The sequence below is a fragment of the Catenuloplanes indicus genome, assembly GCF_030813715.1.
Lineage (GTDB): Bacteria > Actinomycetota > Actinomycetes > Mycobacteriales > Micromonosporaceae > Catenuloplanes > Catenuloplanes indicus.
This window is the reverse complement of the sequence record NZ_JAUSUZ010000001.1, coordinates 2110292-2132342: the sequence shown is the minus strand read 5'-3', so window position 1 is coordinate 2132342 and position 22051 is coordinate 2110292. Positions and strand designations below refer to the sequence as shown.

Annotated in this window: 15 protein-coding genes; 8 read left to right on the top strand and 7 right to left on the bottom strand. The window is 72.5% G+C overall.

Annotation, left to right across the window (positions count from 1 at the left end):
* Positions 1-77 precede the first annotated feature (77 nt).
* The 4 genes from J2S42_RS09680 to J2S42_RS09665 all read right to left on the bottom strand — a co-directional run bounded on the left by J2S42_RS09680 (position 78) and on the right by J2S42_RS09665 (position 5493).
* Entirely contained in the window at positions 78-1727 is a 1650-nt protein-coding gene (locus J2S42_RS09680) for a glycoside hydrolase family 43 protein (RefSeq protein WP_307237723.1), read from the bottom strand.
* A gap of 213 nt (positions 1728-1940) precedes the next feature.
* Positions 1941-2957, bottom strand: coding sequence for a hypothetical protein (locus tag J2S42_RS09675; RefSeq protein WP_307237721.1), 1017 nt, complete (start codon positions 2955-2957; stop codon positions 1941-1943).
* Positions 2954-3889: a transporter substrate-binding domain-containing protein gene (locus tag J2S42_RS09670; RefSeq protein ID WP_307237719.1), complete on the bottom strand. Its 936-nt coding sequence runs from the start codon at positions 3887-3889 to the stop codon at positions 2954-2956. The genes J2S42_RS09675 and J2S42_RS09670 overlap by 4 nt, the downstream gene beginning before the upstream one ends.
* Positions 3890-4002: 113 nt before the next feature.
* Entirely contained in the window at positions 4003-5493 is a 1491-nt protein-coding gene (locus J2S42_RS09665; protein WP_307237717.1) for a right-handed parallel beta-helix repeat-containing protein, read from the bottom strand.
* A gap of 158 nt (positions 5494-5651) precedes the next feature.
* On the opposite strand from J2S42_RS09665, the gene J2S42_RS09660 reads away from it, so the two are divergent.
* From J2S42_RS09660 to J2S42_RS09645, 4 genes are read left to right on the top strand one after another with little or no spacing between them, the layout of a single operon-like run.
* Complete coding sequence (locus J2S42_RS09660; protein WP_307237715.1) at positions 5652-6977, top strand: SDR family NAD(P)-dependent oxidoreductase; 1326 nt, start codon at positions 5652-5654, stop codon at positions 6975-6977.
* Between the two features lie 53 nt (positions 6978-7030).
* Positions 7031-8821: an ankyrin repeat domain-containing protein gene (locus tag J2S42_RS09655; protein WP_307237713.1), complete on the top strand. Its 1791-nt coding sequence runs from the start codon at positions 7031-7033 to the stop codon at positions 8819-8821.
* Positions 8815-9984, top strand: a complete 1170-nt coding sequence (locus tag J2S42_RS09650) for an AAA family ATPase (protein WP_370879374.1) — start codon at positions 8815-8817, stop codon at positions 9982-9984. The genes J2S42_RS09655 and J2S42_RS09650 overlap by 7 nt, the downstream gene beginning before the upstream one ends.
* A 2-nt stretch (positions 9985-9986) precedes the next feature.
* On the top strand, positions 9987-11144 hold the full coding sequence (locus J2S42_RS09645; protein ID WP_307237711.1) for a vWA domain-containing protein: 1158 nt from the start codon (positions 9987-9989) through the stop codon (positions 11142-11144).
* Positions 11145-11660: 516 nt separating this feature from the next.
* Here J2S42_RS09645 and J2S42_RS09640 read toward each other — a convergent pair.
* Positions 11661-12800: an NAD(P)/FAD-dependent oxidoreductase gene (locus J2S42_RS09640; protein WP_307237709.1), complete on the bottom strand. Its 1140-nt coding sequence runs from the start codon at positions 12798-12800 to the stop codon at positions 11661-11663.
* A 166-nt stretch (positions 12801-12966) separates the two neighbouring features.
* Between J2S42_RS09640 and J2S42_RS09635 the strand changes: the two genes are divergently transcribed.
* Positions 12967-14052, top strand: coding sequence for a DUF808 domain-containing protein (locus tag J2S42_RS09635; RefSeq protein ID WP_307237707.1), 1086 nt, complete (start codon positions 12967-12969; stop codon positions 14050-14052).
* A 69-nt stretch (positions 14053-14121) separates the two neighbouring features.
* On the opposite strand, the gene J2S42_RS09630 is transcribed toward J2S42_RS09635, so the two are convergent.
* The gene (locus tag J2S42_RS09630) at positions 14122-14334 is read right to left on the bottom strand and encodes an RDD family protein (protein ID WP_307237705.1); all 213 of its coding nucleotides are present in this window, start codon (positions 14332-14334) and stop codon (positions 14122-14124) included.
* A 175-nt stretch (positions 14335-14509) separates the two neighbouring features.
* On the opposite strand from J2S42_RS09630, the gene J2S42_RS09625 reads away from it, so the two are divergent.
* Entirely contained in the window at positions 14510-17410 is a 2901-nt protein-coding gene (locus J2S42_RS09625; RefSeq protein ID WP_307237703.1) for a GH92 family glycosyl hydrolase, read from the top strand.
* A 161-nt stretch (positions 17411-17571) separates the two neighbouring features.
* Positions 17572-17817: a helix-turn-helix domain-containing protein gene (locus tag J2S42_RS09620; RefSeq protein WP_307237701.1), complete on the top strand. Its 246-nt coding sequence runs from the start codon at positions 17572-17574 to the stop codon at positions 17815-17817.
* A 149-nt stretch (positions 17818-17966) separates the two neighbouring features.
* Here J2S42_RS09620 and J2S42_RS09615 read toward each other — a convergent pair whose 3' ends face one another.
* The gene (locus tag J2S42_RS09615; protein ID WP_307237699.1) at positions 17967-20243 is read right to left on the bottom strand and encodes a rhamnogalacturonan lyase; all 2277 of its coding nucleotides are present in this window, start codon (positions 20241-20243) and stop codon (positions 17967-17969) included.
* A 196-nt stretch (positions 20244-20439) separates the two neighbouring features.
* Here J2S42_RS09615 and J2S42_RS09610 point away from each other — a divergent pair, with 196 nt between their 5' ends.
* On the top strand, positions 20440-21984 hold the full coding sequence (locus J2S42_RS09610; protein ID WP_307248675.1) for a sulfatase family protein: 1545 nt from the start codon (positions 20440-20442) through the stop codon (positions 21982-21984).
* Positions 21985-22051 lie beyond the last annotated feature (67 nt).

Genomic DNA, 22051 nt, shown 5'->3' with positions numbered 1-22051 from the left:
TCAGCCGCCGGCCAGGCGCTGGGTGGCACCGCTGCCGGGGCGACGCCACCCAGGTACCGGACGATCCCGCGCCGAACTCAGTCGCCCAGGGTGCGGTAGATCGCCTGGTCGAAGTCGGCGTACGCGCCGTCGGCGCCGAGGTCCTGGACCCAGAGGCCGGCCATGGCGCCGGTGAAGCCCCAGGCCTCGGGCTCGCCGTCGACCTTGTGGGCGGCGTGCTCGTCGGAGAGGATCGTGGCGTCCAGCGCGGCGGGCAGCTCGGTCCAGGTGTCGCCGGTGGCGTACGCGAACCGGATGACCGGGCCGTCGAACGTGACCCGCAAGCGCAGCCGGTCGACGCCGGGCAGCGGCACGCGGCTGTCCGGGTAGGTGGCGCGGCGGCCGTTGTCGCAGGACAGCACCTCGAGCACCGGCTGGCCCTCGTCGCCGTGCGTGACGTAGGCGTAGTGCCAGTTGCGGGTGTTGTAGTACGCGGTGACGCCGGCCAGCTGGCGGAAGTTCGCCGGGCGGAACTCCATGGTCGTCTCCAGGCTGCACCGCCGCGCGGTGACCCGCCGGGCGACCAGGCTGGGCCGCAGCCGGCCGACCGGTGACTGCCCGCCGTGCACGCGCAGGTGCGACGGGCGGGCGGACAGGTCGATCCAGTCCGGGGTGGCGGGGCGGCGCAGCGTCGACCAGTCCGGGCCGAGCGCGGGGGTGTCGAAGTCGTCGACCGCGGTGTCCGGCCGGGCGCGGATCTCGTCGACGCCGTCCGGCACCGGCACCAGGTCCGCGGGCACGCCGCCGTCGACCCGCGGCCAGCCGCCGGGCTCCCAGGTCACCGGCTGGATCGCGGTCTCCCGGCCGAGTACGCAGGCGCCGCGCGGCGAGTACGGCCGGCCGACCAGGTGCGCCAGGTACCACTGGCCGTCCGGCGTGGCGACGAGGCTGCCGTGGCCGGCCTTCTGCATCGCCAGGTCGGGGCGGTGCAGCGACGTGATCATCGGGCCGGCCGGGTCCGGCTCGTACGGCCCGAGCAGCGTGCGGGACCGGGCGACCAGCGCCTCGTGCTCCCAGCTCGTGCCGCCCTGCGCGACCAGCAGGTAGTACCAGCCGTCCCGTTTGTACAGGTGTGGCCCCTCGACCAGGCCGGCGGACGTACCCGGGAAGATCTGGAACTCGTCGCCGGTCAGGGTGCGGGTGGCGCGGTCGTAGCGCTGGGCCTGGATGCCGGCGAAGCGGTTGCGGCCGGGCCGCCAGTCCGCGGTCATCGAGAGCATCCAGGTGCTGCCGTCGTCGTCGTGGAACAGCGAGGCGTCGAAGCCGCGCGCGTGCAGCACCACCGGGTCGGACCACGGGCCGTCCGGCGACGGCGCGGTGGTCAGGTAGTTCTGCGAGTCCCAGTAGCCGCTGGAGAAGCTGGACACGTCCGTGTAGACCAGGTGGAACTGGCCGTCCACGTAGGACAGGTCCGGCGCCCAGACGCCGCACGAGTCACCGGCACCGCGCAGGTCGAGCAGGCGTTCCTCGGTGAGGATGCCGCCGAGCGGGCGCCAGTGCACCAGGTCGGTGGAGTGGTGCAGGCGCACCCCCGGGAACCACTCGAACGTGGACGTGGCGATGTAGTAGTCGGTCCCCACGCGAAGGATCGACGGGTCCGGGTGGAAGCCGGGCAGCACCGGGTTCCTCAGCAGCGGCGTGGCCGCGCGGTTCGGTGCCTGCAGGGCGTTGCCGGTCGTGGAGGTCATGGGTTCCATCTCAGTCGCTGAGTCCGAAAAACCTTCCGGAAGAACATCGGAGACGGTACGGCCGTAAGCGCCCCCGCCCGGCCGATGCTAGTACGCCGATCGATGAATTCGGTAGGTCTTTCTGCCGGTCTCCGGCGTCGAAATTTTCGAACCAGAACCGGAACATCGGCGAACCGGCGTCGAAACGGACGGGCCCCAGGGGCGGGCGCGCGGTCAGCCGGCGACCGGGTTGCGGCAGGCCGCGTCCAGCCGGCTGGCCGGTCGTACCTGGCGGCCGAGGCCCTCCAGCAGCGAGTCCTCGACGTGGAAACCGCGCACCCAGAGGCGGTAGCGCGGCAGCTCGCCCTCGGTCGGGCAGAGCACCTGCGCGCGCACCAGACCGGTCGGTACGTACCGGACGCCGCCGCTCTCCTGCAGGATCACCATGTGCACGTCGTCGACCGTGATCACGTGACCGAGGATGTCCTCGGTCTCCCGCGCGCCGGCCGGGGAAGCGGCGTCCGCCGGGTCGGCGCGCAGCACGGTGGTCACGGTGAGCGGCAGTACCGGCGTGGTGATCATCGGGACCGCCGCCGTGACGACCATGATCAGCGCGACCGACTGCGCCAGCACCGTCAGCACCCCGACGAAGCGCCGCGGCAGCGGCCCCCGGACGCCCGGCGCCAGCAGCGGCGGCGCCACGAACAGCGTGCACACCAGCCAAGCGCCCTGCCCGGCGGCGGCCGCGACGGTCGGCCCGACCAGCCAGCCGTACGCCACGACGCCCGCGACGGCCACCGCCGCCACGGTCCGCCGGGACTCGCGCGGCACGGTCACGATCGACTGGAACGCCGCGACCGCGCAGGGCAGCAGCAGCGGCAGGTACATGATCTGCCAGGTGATCGCGGCCAGCCCGAACGCGGCCACCGCGAACCACAGCGGCGCCGCGCGCAGCCAGCGGGCGAACAGTGGCAGCCGCCCCTGGTCCGGCGTGTGCCCGGCCAGCGCCACGCCGCCGATCGCGAGCACCCCGACCAGCGTCGCGGACACGAACCGGGCCGCGGTGGTGAACAGCGCCGCGATCAGGTTGATCGGGTCCACGTTCGCCACCAGTAGCAGCGTGGTCTGCAGCTCACCGCCGGCCTCGACGCCGAGCCGCAGCACCGAGAAGATCGCCGGTACGCCGACGACCACGCTCCAGAACGACTGCCCGGCCCGCGCCGCCGGCTCGGCCGGCTCGGGCGAACTCACCGGGGCGAGACCTTGTCGTCATGATCCACCAGGTCCGGTACGTCGAGCGGCTCCGGCTGGCTGATGTCGTCGACGTCGGCGAGGTACCACGCGCCGAGCGTGTTGTTGTAGGCCGTCAGCCACGGGCTCGCGCCGGTCTCGCGCCCCTCGTCGTAGCTCTTCTTCAGGAAGTACGCGATCAGGTCGCGCAGCGCCCGGTCGTTGATCGACACGCCGACGTGCAGCCGCTCGTCCGCACCGAACGGCAGCTGCACGTACGAGAGGTCCTGCGGATGCTGCGAGTAGTAGCCGGCCAGGATCGTCTTGTCCGAACTCATCGCGCCGTACTTGCCGGACCGCACGCCGTCCGCGCAGTCCTGCAGGTCCTGCACGACGGACCGGTCGAAGCCGCGCCGGGTCAGCTCGTCCTCCGTGGTCGAGCTGCCGCTGGTGCAGACCTTGACCTTCTTCTCCTTGAAGTCGTCCTCGGTCCGCAGCGTGGCGGCCGACGCCTTCGGCACCAGGAACGCCTGATTGGTCACGAAGTACGGCCCGGCCATCCCGATCAGCTTGGCGCGCTCCTCCGTGTACGACAGGCTGGCCACCACGATGTCGACGTGACCGGCCAGCAGGAACCGGATCCGCTCGTCCGTGCGCACGGTCACGAACTCGACATCGCTCTCGTCGGTGTAGCCGAGCGAGCGGGCCAGGTAGCGGGCGAGCTCCACGTCGAAGCCGCTGCGGACGCCGTCCTTGATCTCGCCCATCAGCGGTTCGTTCGCGGCGACGCCGATCCGCAGCGTCGGTTGCTGCCAGATGCTCGTCTGCCGCAACAGCTCGTCCACGGACGGCGGCCCGGCCGCCTCCGGCTGGCACCCCGCGATCGTGGCCAGCCCGAGCGTCAGTATCACCGAGGCGCCGGTCACCGCACGCCGGAAGCGATCTCGTCGCATGTCCATCCTCCCCGTCGGACGGAAGGTGTCTCAAGCGTAGTGCGACAGCGTAAACGCCCTGTGTGACGATTGTGGACCGGCCGCGCACCCGCACCGGGTACGCGGCCGGGAACTCAGCTGTTGTAGATCGGGATCCAGCCGATCGGCTCCCCGGTCGCCGAGAACACCTGCATCTTGCGGACGATCGCCCCCACCGAGGTCGCCGCGACGTAGTTGCCCACACCGAGCCCCTCCGTCGCGAGCACCTTGCCGACGGCCTTCAGGGTGCCCTGGGTAGCGATCTCGGCGCGCTCGGTGCCGCCGGGGGCGTGTGTGGAGTCGACACGCTGGATGATCACAGTGCCGGGGTGGGCCCAGATCGGCTGTACCGCCTCCACTGTGTTCCAGGCGACGGTGACGTCGGTGGAACGTGCGTCGGCCTCGCCCGCGGCATCGGTGTTGTCCTTGACGAAGATCGCCGGCAGCTTCGGGTTCGCCTGGCGGACCACGTTGCCGGTGACCGTGACCTTGTGGCTGCGCGAGTTGATCGCGATGCAGGTCGCCTCCGCGTTCGCGACGGTGTTGATCACGCTGTTGCCGGCGATCGTCGCGTCGGTCGTGGACAGCAGCGTGAGCGCGCCCTTGACGGAGTTGACGATCGTGTTGCCGGTGATGGAGATGCCCATCGTGCGCCCCACCGGGCTCTTCGACGCTTCCGCGGTACCGTCGATCTCGATGCCGTGCAGGTGCGGGGCGAAGATGGTGTTGTTCGCGATGGTCACGTGCGTGACGGCCTGCGTCCAGATCGCGGACTGACCGATCTCGGCGAGCGTGTTCCCGGCGATGACCGTGCGGGTGCCGCCGGCCCAGACGCAGATGCCGTCGAAGTAGTCCGACTCATAGGGTTTGGTCGGCCCGGGGTGGGCGCCGAGGCGCTTGTACTCCTCCGTCGACGTGTAATCCATTGCCACGTGGTTGTTGACGATGCGCACGTCCCGGCCGTTGGTCGAGATGCCGAAGCGGGTGTCCTCGGTCGTGCAGTTGGTGATCAGGATGTCGTCGGACGTGCGTGGCGTCGCGTCGAACACGGCGATCCCGTTGTAGCGCATACTCTGCACCCGGACGCTGTCGATCACCAGGCCGGTGCCCTTGATGATCCGCACCCCGTTCTGCCGGTAGGTGCGGGTCGTGTCGTGCAGGGTCAGGCCGACCAGCTTGACCCGGGTGCAGTTCTCCAGCAGCAGCAGCGCGTAGGGATCCTTCTCGGCCGGGTCGGGAGCCCGCCGGCCGCCGACGAGCGCGACGGTCGCGCCGTACCCGGAGATCACCACGTCGGTGAGGTTGCGCGCGCTGAGCTGGTCGGTGATCTTGTAGGTGCGGCCGGCCGGGAAGACCACGCTCTTGCTGCTGGTCGCCGCCGCGTTCAGCGCCGCCTGGATCGCCGCCGTGTCGTCCGTCGTGCCGTCGCCGGCCGCGCCGTGGTCGAGGACCGAGATCCATCCCTCGCCGCCGGCCGCCGCCGCGTCGGCCGGTGCCGCCTGCGCCGCCGAGCCGGTCACCGCGACCGCACCGACGGCCGCCGTCGACGCCAGCCCGGCGCGCAGCGCGCCCCGCCTGCTGATCATCTCCACGATGTATCCTCCCGTTGATCTTCGCAACCGACGGCACAGTAGTCGATGTCTGCGACTCGTGGTGTCCCGTGCGCGCAGCGTCACGTCGCGACGGTCGTGAGCCGGGAACGGTCGGCGTGGATCGCCGGTGCGAGACGGGGAGGGGCGCGGTCATGGACGAGGTGGCGGCTGCGCTCCGGGTGCTCGCGGCGCTGACCGTCGACCCGGCGGACCCGGCGCTGGCCGAGGTGCGGGCCGCGGTCGACGTCGCGTACCGGGCCGGGAAGAAGCAGCGCAAGGCGGCCCGGCACACCGAGCGGCGCGCGCACGACCGGGCGCTGCTGGCCTCGGCCACCCGGTTCCGCGACGAGAACCCGTCACCGGCGGTGCAGACCCCGCAGCACCACGATCACCATCAGGAGCGCCGACTGTACGGCGGGCGCCGCTGCTACGTCTGCAAGCAGCGCTACCGGGACGTGGACGCGGACTACCACCTGCTCTGCCCGGCGTGCGCGACGGAGAACGCGACCCGGCGGCACGCGCGCTGCGACCTGACCGGGCGGCGCGCGCTGATCACCGGCGGACGCATCAAGATCGGCTTCCAGACCGCGCTGAAGCTGCTCCGCGACGGCGCGGACGTGCTGGTCACCACGCGTTTCCCGGTGGACGCAGCCCGGCGGTTCGCGGCCGTGCCGGACGTCGGCGAGTGGCGGGACCGGCTGTGGATCCACGGCGTGGACCTGCTGGACCTGCCGGGCGCGCTCGGGCTGGTCGACGCGGTCGCCGAACGCTGGGGCGCGCTGGACATCCTGGTCAACAACGCGGCGCAGACGATCCGCCGGCCGGCCGGCTACCACCGTGAGGTCCGGGCCGGCGAGCGGGCGGAGCTGCCCGGCCCGGCGCGGGCGATCCGGCGCACCGGTGGTGAGGAAGCGCGGGCGGCTCTTCCCGTACCGTTGAATGATCTTTTTCCGGCCGGTCTGCGGGACGAGACGGGCGAGCAACTGGATCTCCGCGACGTCAACAGCTGGGTGCTCGGCGTCGAGGACGTGAGCCCGGCCGAGTGGCTGGAGACCCACGTGGTCAACGCGTTCGTGCCGTTCCTGCTGACCGCGCGGCTGAAACCCCTGATGATCAAAAGCGCGTCACCCGACCGGTACGTGGTGCAGGTCTCCGCGATGGAGGGCGTGTTCGGCCGCGCCTACAAGACGCCGCGGCACCCGCACACGAACATGGCCAAGGCCGGCCTGAACATGCTCACCCGCACGGTCGCGGGCGAGTTCGCGGCGGACGGCATCCACATGTGCAGCGTGGACACCGGCTGGATCACCGACGAGCGCCCGCACCCGAGCAAGACCGCGCAGCGGGAGGCCGGTTTCCGGCCGCCGCTGGACGTGATCGACGGCGCGGCACGCGTCTACGACCCGATCGTGCGCGGCGTGCGCGGCGAACCCGTACACGGCGTGTTCCTCAAGGACTACCGCGAGTCCGCATGGTGAGCCCGCCGGCCGGCCAGCTCGCGGTGGACGGCACGTACCGCTGAGGGGGATGAGTGTCACTGCCGTACCCGTTCGTGCAACTGCTGCCGGTCTGGCGGGAGGCACGCCGCTTCGCCGTGCCGGCCGGCATGGTGACGGCCGCGACCGCGCGCCGCGAGGCCGGGGACGTAGCCGGTGCCTGCGCGGCCGCCGCCGTGGACCTGCGGGCTGACCTGGCCGCGGTGCACCGCACCCGGGGCGCCGAGGTGGCCGCCCGGCTCGCCGCCGACCTGCGGCACCTCGCACCCGACCTGACCCGCTGGCACGCACCGCGGGAACGCGGCCAGGACCGCGGCGTGCTCGCGCCACGCCGGGCGATCACGCTGGCCCGGTACGGCCCGGATGCGCTGTACCTGCGCACACCCGCGACCGCGCACGCGGTCCAGCGGATGAGCCTGCACTTCGGGCCGCTCGACCACGACGACCCGTGGGTGCGCACGGACAGCTGGGCCGGGGCCCGGCACCTGTGGGACGTGCGTGCCGCCCCGGGCCTGCGCGCGGTCCTCGGCGGTGACCGGCTGCCGTTCTTCGACGGCATGCGCCGGATCGGCCGGCCGGCCGCGGCGCCGGCGCCGCCGGACGACCGGGCCGCGCTGGCCGAGTGGACGATCCGGCTGCTCGACGACGACGCGGAGATCGAGGCGTGGGCCGCCGCCGGGATCGCGCTGCACCCGCCGCGCCACCGTCTCCCGTGGACGGCCCGGCAGGTGTTCCTGCCGCTGCTGCGCGACACGCTGGACCGGATGGCCGCCGGCCCGGACGACGCGGTGCTGCTCTGGCCGTCCGAGCGCGAGGGACGGGTGATCGTGTCGCGCGGCCCGGCCGGGCTGTCCGCGCGGATCGCACCGACCGCGGACACGCCGGACGTCCCGGTGCTGCCGGTCGCGCTGTGGCGGCGCTCGCCCGACCTGGAACTGCTGCGGCTCGGCCTGATCCGGCCGGCCGGACTGCACCCGCTGGTCCGGGCCGCGCTGTTCCCGGACGCGCCGGACGACTACCGTCCCGGCCCGGTCGCGGACGCGGAGCGGATCCGGGTCCGGTGCGGCACCGTCTGGCACCCGGCCGGCTGGCGCGACGGCCGGCTCGAGCTGTCCGCGCACGGGCCGGACGAGGCACGCCGGGAACGCGCGATGCGTGCGCTCGGCGCCCCGGTGCCGCGCTGCTTCACGATCGAGGACGGCTGGCGGCACGGCCCGGCCGGCCGGCTGCCGAAACGCCTGCGCGTCCTGCGCCGGCACCTGCTGCTGACGGCCGCGCACGGCGACCCTGACGGCGTCACCCGGCTGCTGGACCACGGCGTCGACCCGGCCGTGACCGGCATCGACGGCGGCAACCTGCTGCACCTGGCCGGTCACCTGAACCGCCCCGAGCTGATCACCCGGCTGATCGCGGCCGGGCTCTCCGTGCACGACCGCGACCGGCACGGCCGGACACCGCTGGCCGCCACGCTCCTCCAGGGCGCCGCCGCACCGGTCGTCCGGGCGCTGCTCGACGCGGGCGCCCGCACCGACGTCACCGCCCTCGACCGCGCCACCCCGCTGCACCTGCTGCACTCACCGGACGCCACCACGATCCTGCCCTGGCTGCTCGCCACCGGCCTGGACCTTGAGGCCCGGGACCACGCCGGCCGCACCCCGCTGTTCCGCCTGATCCACCACCACGCCCCACCGGAGCCGATCGCCGCCCTGCTCGCCGCGGGCGCCGACCCACACGCCGGCGACACCCTGGAGACCGCCATCACCACCTCCCACCGCACCGACCTCGACTTCCTCCGCACCCGGCCCACACCGGAGGCGACATCGTGACGAACCCGCTTGTGCGTGCGGATGTGCTGGTCGGGGCGCTGGGGCGGAGCCGGACCGAAGCCGGTGTCAGTGCGCAGGCGGAGGCGCTGGGGCTGGCGGTGGCGGCGAACCTGCCGGTGTTGCTCTGGGGGGAGCCCGGCATCGGCAAGTCGGCCACGCTCGGGCAGCTCGCGGCCGGGCTGGGGCTGCCGATGGAGACCGTGATCGCCAGCATCCACGAGCCGAGCGACTTCGCCGGTCTGCCGATCGTCGGCGACGACCCGGCCGCGCAGGGTGTGCCGATGGCGCCGCCGGACTGGGCGGTGCGGACCGCCGCGTACGGAAGCGGTCTGCTGTTCTTCGACGAACTGTCCTCCGCACCGCCCGCGGTGCAGGCCGCGCTGCTGCGCGTGGTGCTGGAACGACGGGTCGGCAGCCTGCGCCTGCCGGAGCCGGTGCGGATCGTCGCGGCCGCGAACCCGCCGGGCAGCGCCGCGGACGGCTGGCACCTGAGCCCGCCGCTGGCGAACCGGTTCGTGCACCTGCGCTGGACGCACGACCCGCGGGTGGTCGCCCGCGGCCTGTCCGGCACCTGGCCGGCCGTGACCGTGCCGGCGGTGCGCGAGGCGCGGATCCCGGCCGCGGTCGCCCGTGCCCGTGGCATCGTGTCCGGCTTCCTCGCCGCCCGGCCCGGTCTGGCGCACGCGCTGCCGGCCGATCCGGCGTCCCGCGGCGGCGCCTGGCCGTCGCCGCGCACCTGGGAGATGGCGCTGCGGCTGCTGGCGTTCGGGTACGCCTGCGACGCCAGCCGGGACGCGACCGGCCTGGCGCTGGCCGGCGCGGTGGGCGACGGTCCGGGCATCGAACTGCTCACGTTCGCGGAGGAGCTGGACCTGCCGGACCCGGACCGGGTGCTGGCCCGGCCGGAGACGTTCACGCTGCCCGGGCGCGGCGACCGGCAGCTGGCGTTCCTGACCGCGGTGGTCGCGGCCGTGCAGGCCACGCCGACCCGGGAACGGTGGGAGGCCGGGTGGGTGGTGCTCGCCAAGGCGGTCGACGCGGGCGTGCCGGACGTCGCCGCCCGCGCCGCCATGGACCTGGCGGCGCTGCGCGAGCCGGACTGGACCGTACCCGCGCAGCTCGACGCGTTCGTTGAGGTCCTGTCCCTGTCCGGGGCGCTGTGACGGTGGCCCGGACGAAGCTGCTCGCCGCCCGGCTGCGCGCCGCCGGCGACCGGCCCTACCTCGCGGCCGCGCTCTACGCGCTGCACGTGGTGGAGTCCGTCGCGGTGCCGACGATGGGCGTCGACCGGTTCTGGCGCTGCTACGTCAACCCGGCATTCGTCGACGCCACACCGGTGCCGGAGCTGGCCGGCGTCTGGATCCACGAGGTGTCCCACCTGCTGCGCGACCACCACGGCCGGGCGGGGCGGCTGCCCGCGACGGTGCGCGACGACCACGTCCGGGTCAACCTCGCGCAGGACTGCGAGATCAACGACGACCTGGTCGCGGACGGGATCGCGCTGCCGGCCGGTCACGTCAGCCCGCGCACGTTCGGCCTGGCCGACGGCGGGCTGTTCGAGGAGTACCTGCCGCGCGTCCCGGCGTCCGCGCGGCCGCATCGGTGCGGCTCCGGCGCGTACGGCGGCCGGGAGCCCTGGGATCTGCCCGCCGGCGGCGTCGGGGTCGGCGCGACCGAGGCACAGACGCTGCGCCGGCAGGCCGCCGAGGCGATGCGGGCCCACCAGCGCGGTCGCGGCACGCTCCCGGCCGGGTGGCAGCGTTGGTCCTCACAGATCCTGGAGCCGACGGTCGACTGGCGGCAGATCCTCGCCGGCACGGTACGGTCCGCGGTCGCCTGGGCGTCCGGCGCGGTGGACTACACGTACCGTCGTCCGTCCCGCCGCTCCACCGCGCAGCGCGGCGTGGTGCTGCCCGGCCTGCGCCGCCCGATGCCCGGCGTGGCCGTCGTGGTCGACACGTCCGGCTCGATGTCCGGCGCCGACCTCGCCGCGGCCATGGCCGAGATCGCCGGTGTGCTGCGCCAGGTCGGCATCGGCGGCAACCGCGTCGCCGTCCTCGCCTGCGACGCCGCGGTCGCCACCACCCAGCGCATCGCCCGCGTCGAGGACCTCACGCTCACCGGCGGCGGCGGCACCGACATGCGCGCGGGCATCACCGCGGCCGCCGCACTCCCGCTCGCCCCCGACGTCATCATCGTCCTCACCGACGGCGACACCCCATGGCCCGCCGAGCCCCCGCCCGCCCGGCTGATCGCCGCCCTCGTCGGCCACCGCGCCGCACCCCCGCCGTCCTGGGCGACGGTCGTCCAGGTCGGTCCCTAGCCGGTCACGGGCAAGGCTTGGCGGAGATCGGAGTCGGCGTAGACCTCCGCGGTGTGCCGCCATTCGGTGAGCAGTTGCGAGACGGGAGCCGAATCGCCGAGGGACGCGGACGCCCGCGCCGTGGCGATGAACTCGTCGGCGAGTTGCCCGGCATCGGCCGCCGGCGGAAGCGGGACCAGGGCAGGACGGTCGGCAGGACCTCGCGGATCAACTCCGGGTTCCGGCCGGCCACTGAGCGAGCATGCGGGCGGTGATGTCGAGGACCTGGCCCTCGGCCTCGGCGCGGTCGGCGGACATCAGCACGAGGTCCGCGGCGTCACGCCGGCGGAGACGAACGGCTCGCGTACGGGAGGCACGCTCAGCGGTCTCGGTCGGTCGGCGGAGAAGTTTCTGAGAACGGTACTGACTCGGCTGGTGTCGCGCTCACACCGCAACGTCGGTTCAGGATCCGGTCGCAGTCAACACCAGTGTCGACGTGTGTGCGGCTGGTGCGGCCGTGGGCCGTCACCGGGGTGGTCACTGGTCGCCCGGGGCGCGGGGTGCGGTCAGCGGGGGGTGGTGGGGGACGGTGCGGAAACGCGTCGGGCGGAACGCGGTGAGCAGCGGTTCCGGGGTGCCGTCGGTGAGTTCGGCGGCGATCGTGTCGGCGAGCCACGGGGCCAGCGTGATGCCGCTGTGGGTGGCGATCGCCCAGACCGGGGAGCCGGGCAGGACGGGCCCGGCGGCGGTGCGGCCGTCGGCCGGGACGACGCGGTGGCCGACCCGGACCGCGGCGATCCGCGGGCTGGTGTGCGGCAGCGCCTCGGCGACCCGGCGGGCGATCTCGGCGGCGACCGTGGCGGGCGGCTCCCGGCCCGGCTGCGCCGTACCGTCGAGGTCGAGGGTCTGGACGAGGAGCCCGCCGCCGTCGCCGGGACGCAGGCCGAGACGGTCGGTCTTGACGATGCCGGTGACGCCGTGGCCGGGCGCGATCACGTCGGTCAGGTAGCCGAACGCGGGGGAGTCGGCGACCGGCGGCACCAGCGGCAGCCGGCCACCGGCGGACGCGGCCAGCGCGGCGGTGCCGGTGCCGGCGCAGATGACCACGGTGCCGGCGGTGACCGTGCCGCCGCCGGCCAGGTGCACGGTGGCGTGATCGCCGTGCGGCACGACGGCGGTCGCGGTCGCGGAGCGTACGGTGATGCCCGGCCGGGTGAGCAGGTGCGCGATCCAGCGGCGCGGGAACGCGTGTCCCTCGCCGTCGAAGATCGCCACGAGCGCGTCGTCCGGTACCGGCACCGGCGTGCGTTCGCGGGCCTCGGCCGGTGTCACCCGGCGGGCCGGGTAGCCGAGACCGGTGAGCCGTTCGACGCGCGCGGTGAGGCTCGCGCGGTGCGCCGCGCCGGTCGCTATCGAGACGTGACCGGCGAACGTGGCCGCGTCCGGGAACTCCGCCGCGATCCGGCGCCACGCGGCCACGCCGGCGAGGTTGAGTGCGTGGTAGTCGAGCGGGTCCTTCTTGTGGCTGTTGATCCAGGCGAAGCTGGTCGCGCTGGTGCCGCCGCCGGGCTCGCCGGCATCGAGCAGCGTGACCGGCCGGCCGCGTCCGGCGAGCGCCGCGGCCAGCGCCGTACCGATGATGCCCGCGCCCACGATCGTGACGTCCGCCTGGTTCATGGCCTGCGCTCCGTTCCGCCGGGGCATTCAGGATAGGCGACGCCGGGTACCGAGATGATCGACCAAGCGTGATCGTGGCGGGTGGGTGACGTCTGGCGCGCCAGGGTGGCCGGGGGCAGGGATAATCATCGGCGAGAGACGTGGGGAACGATCGAAGGGATCTGCCTTGAGCGGTGGACTAGCAGCCCTGCTGGACGATATCGCGGTGCTGGCGCGGGCGGCCGCGGCCTCCATCGACGACGTCGGTGTGGCGGCCGCGAAGGCGGGTTCGAAGGCCGCGGGTGTCGTCATCGACGACGCGGCGGTGACGCCGCAGTACGTGCGCGGTCTCGCCGCCGAACGGGAACTGCCGATCATCAGGAAGATCGCGCTGGGGTCGCTGGGCAACAAGGCCGTCATCATCGTGGTGGCGTTGCTGCTCAGCCAGTTCGTGCCCTGGTTGCTCACGCCGATCCTGATGCTCGGCGGCGCCTATCTGTGTTACGAGGGCGCGGAGAAGGTCTGGGCGAAGGTGTCCGGTCACGGCCACGGTGCCGGCGAGGAGAAGCTCAAGGACGAGAAGACGCTGGTCTCCGGCGCGATCCGGACCGACCTGATCCTCTCCGCCGAGATCATGGTGATCTCGCTGAACGAGGTCGCCGACCAGAGCTTCGTGTCCCGGCTGACCATCCTGTGCGTCGTCGCGATCGTGATGACCGTCGCCGTGTACGGCGCGGTCGCGATCATCGTGAAGATGGACGACGTCGGCCTCGCGCTGTCCGAGCGGTCCAGCGGCGCGGTCGCCGGCTTCGGCCGTGGCCTGGTCAAGGCGATGCCGAAGGTGCTGACCGCGCTGACCGTCGTCGGCACGGCCGCGATGCTCTGGGTCGGCGGGCACATCCTGCTGGTCGGCACGCACGAGCTCGGCTTCCACCTGATCTACGACGCCGTGCACCACATGGAGGAGGCCGCGCACGACGCGACCGGCCCGCTCGGCGGCGTGGTCGGCTGGCTGGTCAACACGATCTTCAGCGCGATCCTCGGCCTGATCGTCGGCGCGGTGATCGTGGTGATCATGACGTTCACCGTCCACCGCGGCAAGCACGGCGACGACCACGCCGCCGAGACCGGTGCGGCCACGCCCGGCACGGCGGCCGCGGCCACGCCCGAGCCGGCCTCCGATGGCGGTGCAGCGGCCGCGCCGGGCGCCCAGCCCGACGCGAAACCGGCCGGTCCGGCCGGCGCCCGGCCCGGCACCACACCGGAAGCCTGACCATCCCGGAACGCGAACCGCCCCGCCATGGACCATGGCGGGGCGGTTCCGCTTCACCGGCCGGCACGGTCAGGAGCGCACGACCACGGTCTTGGCGGCCATGTCCCCGAGGCGCTGACGCTTGCCGTTGGCCAGCACCGCGATGAACGCGACCAGGTAGAAGAACATGCCGTCCACGACCCGCAGCGGCGTGCGGACGACCGCCTGCCCCCAGGCCGGTGCCGCACCGGACGACTCGCCGATCCACCGGCCGGCAGGGAACGGGCACACCGGCGGCCGCACGGACGCGCACGGTCGTGGCGCCGCCGCGGAAGTCCGGTCCGGTCCTCTTGCGGGTGAGCGCGCTCATCCACGTACCGACGCGTGGTGTTGATCCTTGGGTTGCGTCGGTGTTCATCACGAAGTCGGGTGGGGCCACGATACTGCCGGACGCACAACCCCCTGAAAGGAACATCGCATGCTCGGGTGGAGTACCCCGCGCCGGTGGGTGGCGGCCGCGATCGCGGCCGCCGTGCTGGCGTCCCTCGCCGGTGCGCCGGCGAGCGCGGCGGCGAAGGTGATCGCGCCGTTCGACGCGGTCGACCAGTTCATCGGCACCGAGATGGACACGACGCAGAACAAGAGCAACGACGCGTACGGCAACACGTATCCGGGCGCGGCGCTGCCGTTCGGCATGGTGCAGCCGAGCCCGACGACGTACAAGCCGGGCAACGCGCTGGTGGGGGAGAAGGGCGGCTACGAGTACACCGCCGGCCTGATCCGCGGCTTCGGCATGACGCGCCACTCCGGGACCGGGTGCACCGGCCGGTTCGGCGGCTACGAGTTCCCGGTCATCCCGTACGCGGGGGAGCTGCCCGGCGGCGTGCTGCCGTCCGGCCCGGCGGCCGACATCACGCCGTACTACCTGAGGTTCGCGCACGCGAACGAGGTGTCCGAGCCGGGCTACTACCGGGTCGCCCTGGACAACGGTGTCACCACGGAGCTGACCGCGACCACCCGTACCGCGGTGAGCCGGTTCGGCTTCGCGGGGAACGCCACGCTGATCCTGGACGTGTCCGGGCCGAACAACCGCACGTTCGGCAGCGCGGTGACCATCGACCCGGCGACGCGTACGGTGTCCGGCTGGATGTACGGCACCGACGTCTGCGACAACGGCAACCTTTACCGCGCCTACTTCTCCACCGTGTACGACACCGAGTTCGCGTCGTACGGTGTGTGGAAGGACGACGTGCTGACGGCGGGCGCGACCTCGGTCGAGAAGAGCGGCACGGACACCGGCGTCGACTTCCGGCACGACAACGGCGCGTGGCTCACGTTCCCGGCCGGCGCGACGGTCACCGCGAGCACCGGGTTCAGCTACGTGAGCGTGGCGAACGCGGCCGCGAACCGTACCGCGGAGGTCGGCCGGAAGACGTTCGACACGGTCCGCAAGGACGCGCGGAAGGCCTGGGAGAAGGCGCTCGGCACGGTCGACGTCAAGGGCGGCTCGGACGAACAGCGGGTCGAGTTCTACACCGCGCTCTACCACTCGTTCCTGCACCCGAACGCGCGCGAGGACGTCAACGGCCAATACCTGGGGTACGACAAGCAGGTGCACCAGGTCGAGAAGGGCCGGCACTTCTACACCAACATCAACTTCGCCGGGTCCGGCTGGGACATGTACCGCAGTCAGGCGCAGCTGATCGCGCTGACGCACCCGAAGGTCGCGTCGGACATCAACGCGTCGATCGTGCTGCTGACCCGGCAGACCGGTGGCTGGGCGCCCGGCGCGTCCCGCATGCAGGGCGACAACCTGCAGGTGATCCTGTCCACGCTGGACGACATGGGGATCACCGACTACGACCGCGCGGCCGCGCTGCAGTCGATGATCACCACGCAGAAGCTGCCGGCGACCGGGTCGAAGCGCACGGACGCCTACCAGTACTTCGCGACCGGCCTGATCGAGAACCGGAAGGGGGACTTCGCCACGTCCCGGGTGCTGGAGTACGCGATCGACGACTTCGCGATCGCGCAGCAGGCCCGGCGGCTGGGGGATCGTGACTCCTACGACTTCTTCATGGCGCGCGCCCAGAACTGGATGAACGTGTTCGACCCGGCCACCGGGCACATCCGTCCCCGCGAGCGCACCGGCTTCGACCAGAACTTCGACCTGCGGGTACGCGAGGACGGTGCCGGCCGCGGCCAGTTCAACCAGTCGACCGGCTACCAGTACGGCTGGCTCGTCCCGCACAACCTGTCCACGTTGATTGCCAAGCGCGGTGGTGTTGACGCGTCCCGTCAACAGGTTGACGTGTTGATGGCACAGCTCGACGCGGGCGCGTACACCCAGACCGGCAACTACCTGTCCAACCAGCCCGCGTTCGGCACGCCGTGGGTCTACAACTGGCTGCGGACGCCGTCGAGGACCGTGGACGTGCTCTACCGCGCGGTCACCGAGATGTACGACAACACGCCGTCCGGCCTGCCCGGCAACGACGACCAGGGCGCGCTCAGCGCCTGGCTGGTCTTCGCCTATCTGGGCGTCTACCCGGCGATCTACGGCACCGGCACGCTGGTCGTGCACGCGCCGATGTTCGCGCAGATCGACATCCGCCCGATCGGCGGCGACGCCGGCATCGAGATCCAGGCGCCCGGCGTCGAGGACGGCAAGCGCTACGTCAAGGACCTCCGGGTCGACGGCGATCGCCGGACCGCGTCCTGGGTCGGTGCCGAGTTCGTCCGCGAGGGCGGCAAGCTGCGCTTCGTCATGTCCGCCACGCCGACGGCGTGGGGAACCGGCGCCGCCGACGTGCCGCCGTCCTACCCGGACGGCACGGACGCGCGCAACAACGTCGGCACCACGCCGGCCGGCCAGGGCAACCTCGGCTCGATGGACCTGAGCGACTGGTCGTACTCCCGGGACGCGCTCGCCGCCGCCGGTGCCGCACCGGGCGCGGCGATCCGGCACGGCGACCTCACGTTCACCTGGCCCACGGCCGCGCCGGGCACACCGGACAACTGGATCCCGCACGGCCAGCGCGTCGACCTGACCGACCGCCCGGCCGGCGCGGTCTCGTTCCTCGGCCTGGCCACGAACGGCCCGGCCACCGGCACGGCCCAGGTCGTCTACACCGACGGCAGCACCCAGGACGTCCGGCTCACCTTCGGTGACTGGGCCGCGACCGCCTCGGCCGGCAGCACCGCGCTGCTCACCGTCGACGGCCGCAACAACGCCAACGGCACCACCGGCGGTGGCACCTTCCGCGTCTTCGCCACCGACCCGGCCCCGCTCGACCCGGCCAGGACCGTCGACGCCGTCATCCTCCCCCAGGGCAGCGACCGCGGCATCATGCACATCTTCGACGTCACCATCGGCTGACCGGCCACCCCGCGCCGAAGGCGTCCTCCCACCGGGAGGACGCCTTCGGCGTCTGCGCTGATTTTCCCATAACGGCGCTCCTGGGCCCGTTGTGGGAAAGACAGCACGACGAGTCGTACGCGTGCGCTGTGGCAAATGCCCACAGCCGAGAGGTGGGTGTGATGGCGAGGCGAGCCTTGGTGCGCTCGGGTTCCGACTTCGGCGTGGCTGTCGCGGAGGCACGCGCGATCCGTGGTCTGACCCAGGCCGCCACCGCGGAACTCGCCGGCGTCGAGCGCACCTACCTGGCCCGGATCGAAGCCGGGGCAACCACGCTGCTGCTCGACCGCATCCTCCGGATCCTGCGCCGGCTCGGTGCCGAGGTGATCGTGCTGCTCCCGGAGGAGGACCATGACCCACGTCCGTGAGCTCGGGTGACACCCGGCGGCTCCGGTACCGGAGCCGCCGGGCGGTTGGTCAGACCAGCTGGCGGAACGTGCTGTCGTGGAAGACCAGCGAGGTTCGGACATACGTCCGGCTGCCCGCGATCGGGCAGCCGGACGATCGGCAACGCGGGCTAACCCCGCAGCGGTACGCGCGACCAGTCCGTGTCCGAGGCCAGGTAGAAGCCCGGGTACGACGGCTGGTTGTAGGTGGTCTGCTGCCGCGCCACCTCGGCCCGGTACTGCGGGTCGTGCATCAGCGTGTACAGCTTGTGCCCGGTCACCTCGGTGCTCAGGTAGATCCGGACGGCGGAGCTGTCCGCGGTCCGGACCAGCAGTTCCTCCCGCCAGTCGCCGAGGACGTCCGCGATCAGCGAGGCGTTGCCCTTCGTCCCGTTGTTGGCCCTGGTGCCGGTCGCGGTCAGCAGCGTGCCGCGGGTCCAGTCGTCGATCGTGGGCGTGGCCTCCCCGGACCCGTTCAGGATCTGCGTGGTCAGGTCGCCGGACCAGCGGATGCTCTGGTTCGTGCCGGGGATCGGGCCCGGCGTGACCCGGCCCCGCGCGGTGTAGAGGCCGAGCGAGTCGGTGCCGCCGGGCAGGCTCGCCCACGCCTCCAGGCCGGGCGAGGCGGGCAGCACGTCGCCGGCCATGCCGCGGCCGGTGTCCCGGCCGGAATAGACCCCGAACAACACCTCGCCGGTACGGGCGTCGCGCATCGCCATGCCGTACGGCGCGGACGTGGCGCCCTCGTGCACCGTGAAGATCTCCAGGCCCGGGCGAGCCGGGTCGATGTCGGTGACGTGCATGGCGTCGCCGTGCCCGAGCCGTGCCTGCTGCCCCGGTGCGGCGCTACCGGCCGGCAGCGTGCCGAACGACGAGTAGAGCAGGTCACCGTCGTCGTCGATGGTCGCGGAGCCGTACACGATCTCCTGCTTGCCGTCGCCGTCCACGTCCGCCGCGGACAGCGAGTGGAAGCCCTGCGTGGTGAGGGTCGCGAACTCCGGGTTCGTGCCGTCCCGCCCGTGCGGCGAGTCGTTGAACGGGTTCGTCATCGGCGTCCAGCCGCTGTCGGCGTACCAGTCCTCGACGAGCTTCCGGCCGTCCCAGCGGTACGCGACGAGCGTGCTGCGCGTGTAGTAGCCGCGGGCGAAGACCGCGGACGGGTGCTTGCCGTCCAGGTAGGCGACGCCGGACAGGAACCGGTCGGCCCGGTTGCCGGGCTCGATCCGCGCCATCGCGTAGTCGCCCCACATCAGGCCGTCGTCGTGCCGGCCCGGCTTGTAGTGGATCGTCTGCAGTTCGCGGCCGGTCGCGCCGTCGAACACGGTCAGGTACTCCGGCCCGTCCAGGATGAAGCCCTCGAACGCGCGCAGTACGTTGCGGGTGCTGCGCGCCGGTGCGTAGACGTCGATGAAGTGGTCGGCCAGCGCGGCCGCGTCCGCCCGGCTCAGCGGGTACGGGTACCGCGGCGCGATGCCGAACGCCGCCTCCAGCGTGGCCGGCCAGCGGCCCGCGACCACCTCCGGGTGCGCGTGCCAGCCCTGGAACATGTCGACCAGGTGCGCGTAGTAGCCCGCCGCGCTGAGCCGGTAGTCGTCGGTGTTGCGGTAGCCGGCCCGGACGTCCTCGCGGGGAAGCGTGATGTAGCGCTCGGACAGCACGCGCCCGCTCGCCGCGTACCGCGTGATCTTCGTGCCCGGTGCGGTCTTGAACATCGTCTCCGACCGGCCGTCGCCGTCGAAGTCGTAGACCAGGAACTGCGTGTAGTGCGCACCGGCCCGGACGTTCACGCCCAGGTCGATCCGGTGCAGCAGCGTGCCGTCCAGCTCGTACGTGTCGATGTAGACGTTGCCGGTGTAGCCGGCCTGCGAGACGTCCTTCGAGTTCGACGGGTCCCACTTGACCACGTACTCGTACTGCCCGTCGCCGTCGACGTCCCCGGCGCTCATGTCGTTCGCCGAGTACGTGTACGTCTCGCCCTTCGGCGTCACGCCGTCCGCCGGCTTGCGCAGCGGCAGGTCGTAGCTGTTCGCCGGCCAGGCCTTCACGGTCGCGCTGCGGTCCCGCTCCCGCCCGTTCACCACCGCCGCGACCCGGTACGCCGACGTGCCGGTCCCGGCCGGGTCCAGGAAGTTCGTGCTGTCCGTGACCGTGGCGACCCGCCGCCCGTCCCGGTACACGTGGAAGTCCACGCCGGTCAGCCCGGTGGCCGAGTGCCCGGTCGCCTCGCCGGCCCGCAGCCGCCAGCTGAGGAACACACCGTCCGCCGTCGACGCGGCCACCAGCCCGCGGTCGAGCCGTTCGAGTCTCGGGCCGTGGCCCGGTGCGGCGATCGCCACCGACGCCGAAAGCCCGGCCAGGACGACGGCCATCGCGCAGGCCGAGGCGAGGTTTCTGTAGCGGGGTCTCATCAGGTCTCCTCGTCGAAGCGGGCTACCGGGCGATTGATGAAACGATTTAATGGCGTAAAGGCTATGAATGGCCCGCATCGTTGTCAAGGTTTCGGCTTCGTTTCCCTTCGATGAACGGCGCGGCGGAACCTCCAACCGCCGCGCCCGTTCCGGGCTTATTGTCTGTTATGTCGGAAAGGGGTGTGGGTTGAGGTCCGTGTTGCGGGGTGCCGGTGCGGCGCTGATGACGCTGTGCCTGGCGGTGACGTGCGGGCCCCGGGGTGGGACGGGGCCGGCGGCGCCGGAGCGGGCGGCCGGGCGTCCGAACATCGTGTTCGTGCTGACCGACGACCTGACCGTGGACCTGCTGCGGTTCATGCCACAGGTGCGCAGGCTGGCGGCGGAGGGCGTGTCGTTCTCGAACTACGTGGTCACCGACTCGCTCTGCTGCCCGTCCCGCGCGTCGATCCTGACCGGCAAGTTCCCGCACAACACCGGCGTGTTCACCAACGCGGGCCCGGACGGCGGGTTCCCGGTGTTCCGGCGGCGCGGCAACGAGGAGAACACGTTCGCGACCGGGCTGCGCGCGGCCGGCTACCGCACCGCGATGTTCGGCAAGTACATGAACGGGTACGACCCCGCGTCCGGGCACGTACCGCCCGGGTGGGACGAGTGGGCGGTCGCCGGCAACGCGTACGCGCAGGTCGGCTACACGCTCAACGAGAACGGGCGGATCCGTGGGTACGGCGGGCAGTACCTCACCACGGTGCTCGGCGCGAAGGCGGAGGCGTTCGTCCGCACGTCCGCGCAGCGGAAGCAGCCGTTCCTGGTGGAGATCTCCACGTTCGCACCGCACTCGCCGTTCACGCCGGCGCCGCAGGACGCGCGCGCGTTCCCCGGGCTGACGGCGCCGCGCGGGCCCGCGTTCGACCGGTTGCCCGCGAACCCGCCGCCGTGGCTGGCCGGGCGCCCGCCGCTGACCGGCGACCAGCGCGCCCGGATCGACGACGCCTACCGCAAACGGGCGCAGTCGGTGCTGTCGATCGACCGGATGATCGGCGGACTGCGCGCCGCGCTGACGGAGACCGGCGTCGCGGACGACACCGTGCTCGTGTTCAGCTCGGACAACGGGTTCCACCTCGGTCAGTACCGGCTGACCGTGGGCAAGCAGACCGCGTTCGAGACGGATGTGCGGGTGCCGTTGATCATGGCCGGTCCCGGTCTGCGGCGCGGCGTGACGATCGCACAGACCGCGGAGAACATCGACCTGCGCCCCACGTTCGACGCGCTGGGCGGCGCGGTCACGCCGCCGGACGTGGACGGCCGCAGCCTGCTGCCGCTGATCACCGCGGGTGACGCCCGGCCGGTGACCCACTCCGGAATTCCGGCGCGTTCCGGGATGCCGAAGGACTCCGGAATCCCGGAGAACTCCGGTATCGTGGGGGCCGGTTGGCGAACCGCCGCGCTGGTCGAGCACCGCGATCCACGAGCGGGCCGTCCGGAGTCACGTCCGGACGATCCGGACCGGCAGAAGGTGATTCCGGAGTCCTATGTGGCACTCCGGACTCCGGAGTGGACGTTCGTGCGTTACGCGAACGGCACCCGCGAGTTCTACGACCGCCGCACCGACCCGCACCAGCTACGCAACACCGCGGCGGCGCTCAGCCCGGCCCGCCGGGCGGCGATGGACGCGGCCTTGACCGCGCTGGTGGCGTGCAGCGGCCGCGTGGCCTGCGACAAGGCCGCGATGGTGCCTGCCTGAAAGGCATCGGTAAGTCGTCGGTAAGTCCCCCCTTCCTAGCTTCAGGTGAGCGTTTCCACGCCCTCCG

What these genes read in the sequence shown, in the direction of transcription:
- J2S42_RS09670 (WP_307237719.1), bottom strand. Translation starts at nt 3,889, where the DNA reads ATGCGACGAGATCGCTTCCGGCGTGCGGTGACCGGCGCCTCGGTGATA.
- J2S42_RS09625 (WP_307237703.1), top strand. Translation starts at nt 14,510, where the DNA reads ATGCTCGGGTGGAGTACCCCGCGCCGGTGGGTGGCGGCCGCGATCGCG.
- J2S42_RS09665 (WP_307237717.1), bottom strand. Translation starts at nt 5,493, where the DNA reads ATGATCAGCAGGCGGGGCGCGCTGCGCGCCGGGCTGGCGTCGACGGCG.
- J2S42_RS09680 (WP_307237723.1), bottom strand. Translation starts at nt 1,727, where the DNA reads ATGACCTCCACGACCGGCAACGCCCTGCAGGCACCGAACCGCGCGGCC.
- J2S42_RS09640 (WP_307237709.1), bottom strand. Translation starts at nt 12,800, where the DNA reads ATGAACCAGGCGGACGTCACGATCGTGGGCGCGGGCATCATCGGTACG.
- J2S42_RS09620 (WP_307237701.1), top strand. Translation starts at nt 17,572, where the DNA reads ATGGCGAGGCGAGCCTTGGTGCGCTCGGGTTCCGACTTCGGCGTGGCT.
- J2S42_RS09660 (WP_307237715.1), top strand. Translation starts at nt 5,652, where the DNA reads ATGGACGAGGTGGCGGCTGCGCTCCGGGTGCTCGCGGCGCTGACCGTC.
- J2S42_RS09615 (WP_307237699.1), bottom strand. Translation starts at nt 20,243, where the DNA reads ATGAGACCCCGCTACAGAAACCTCGCCTCGGCCTGCGCGATGGCCGTC.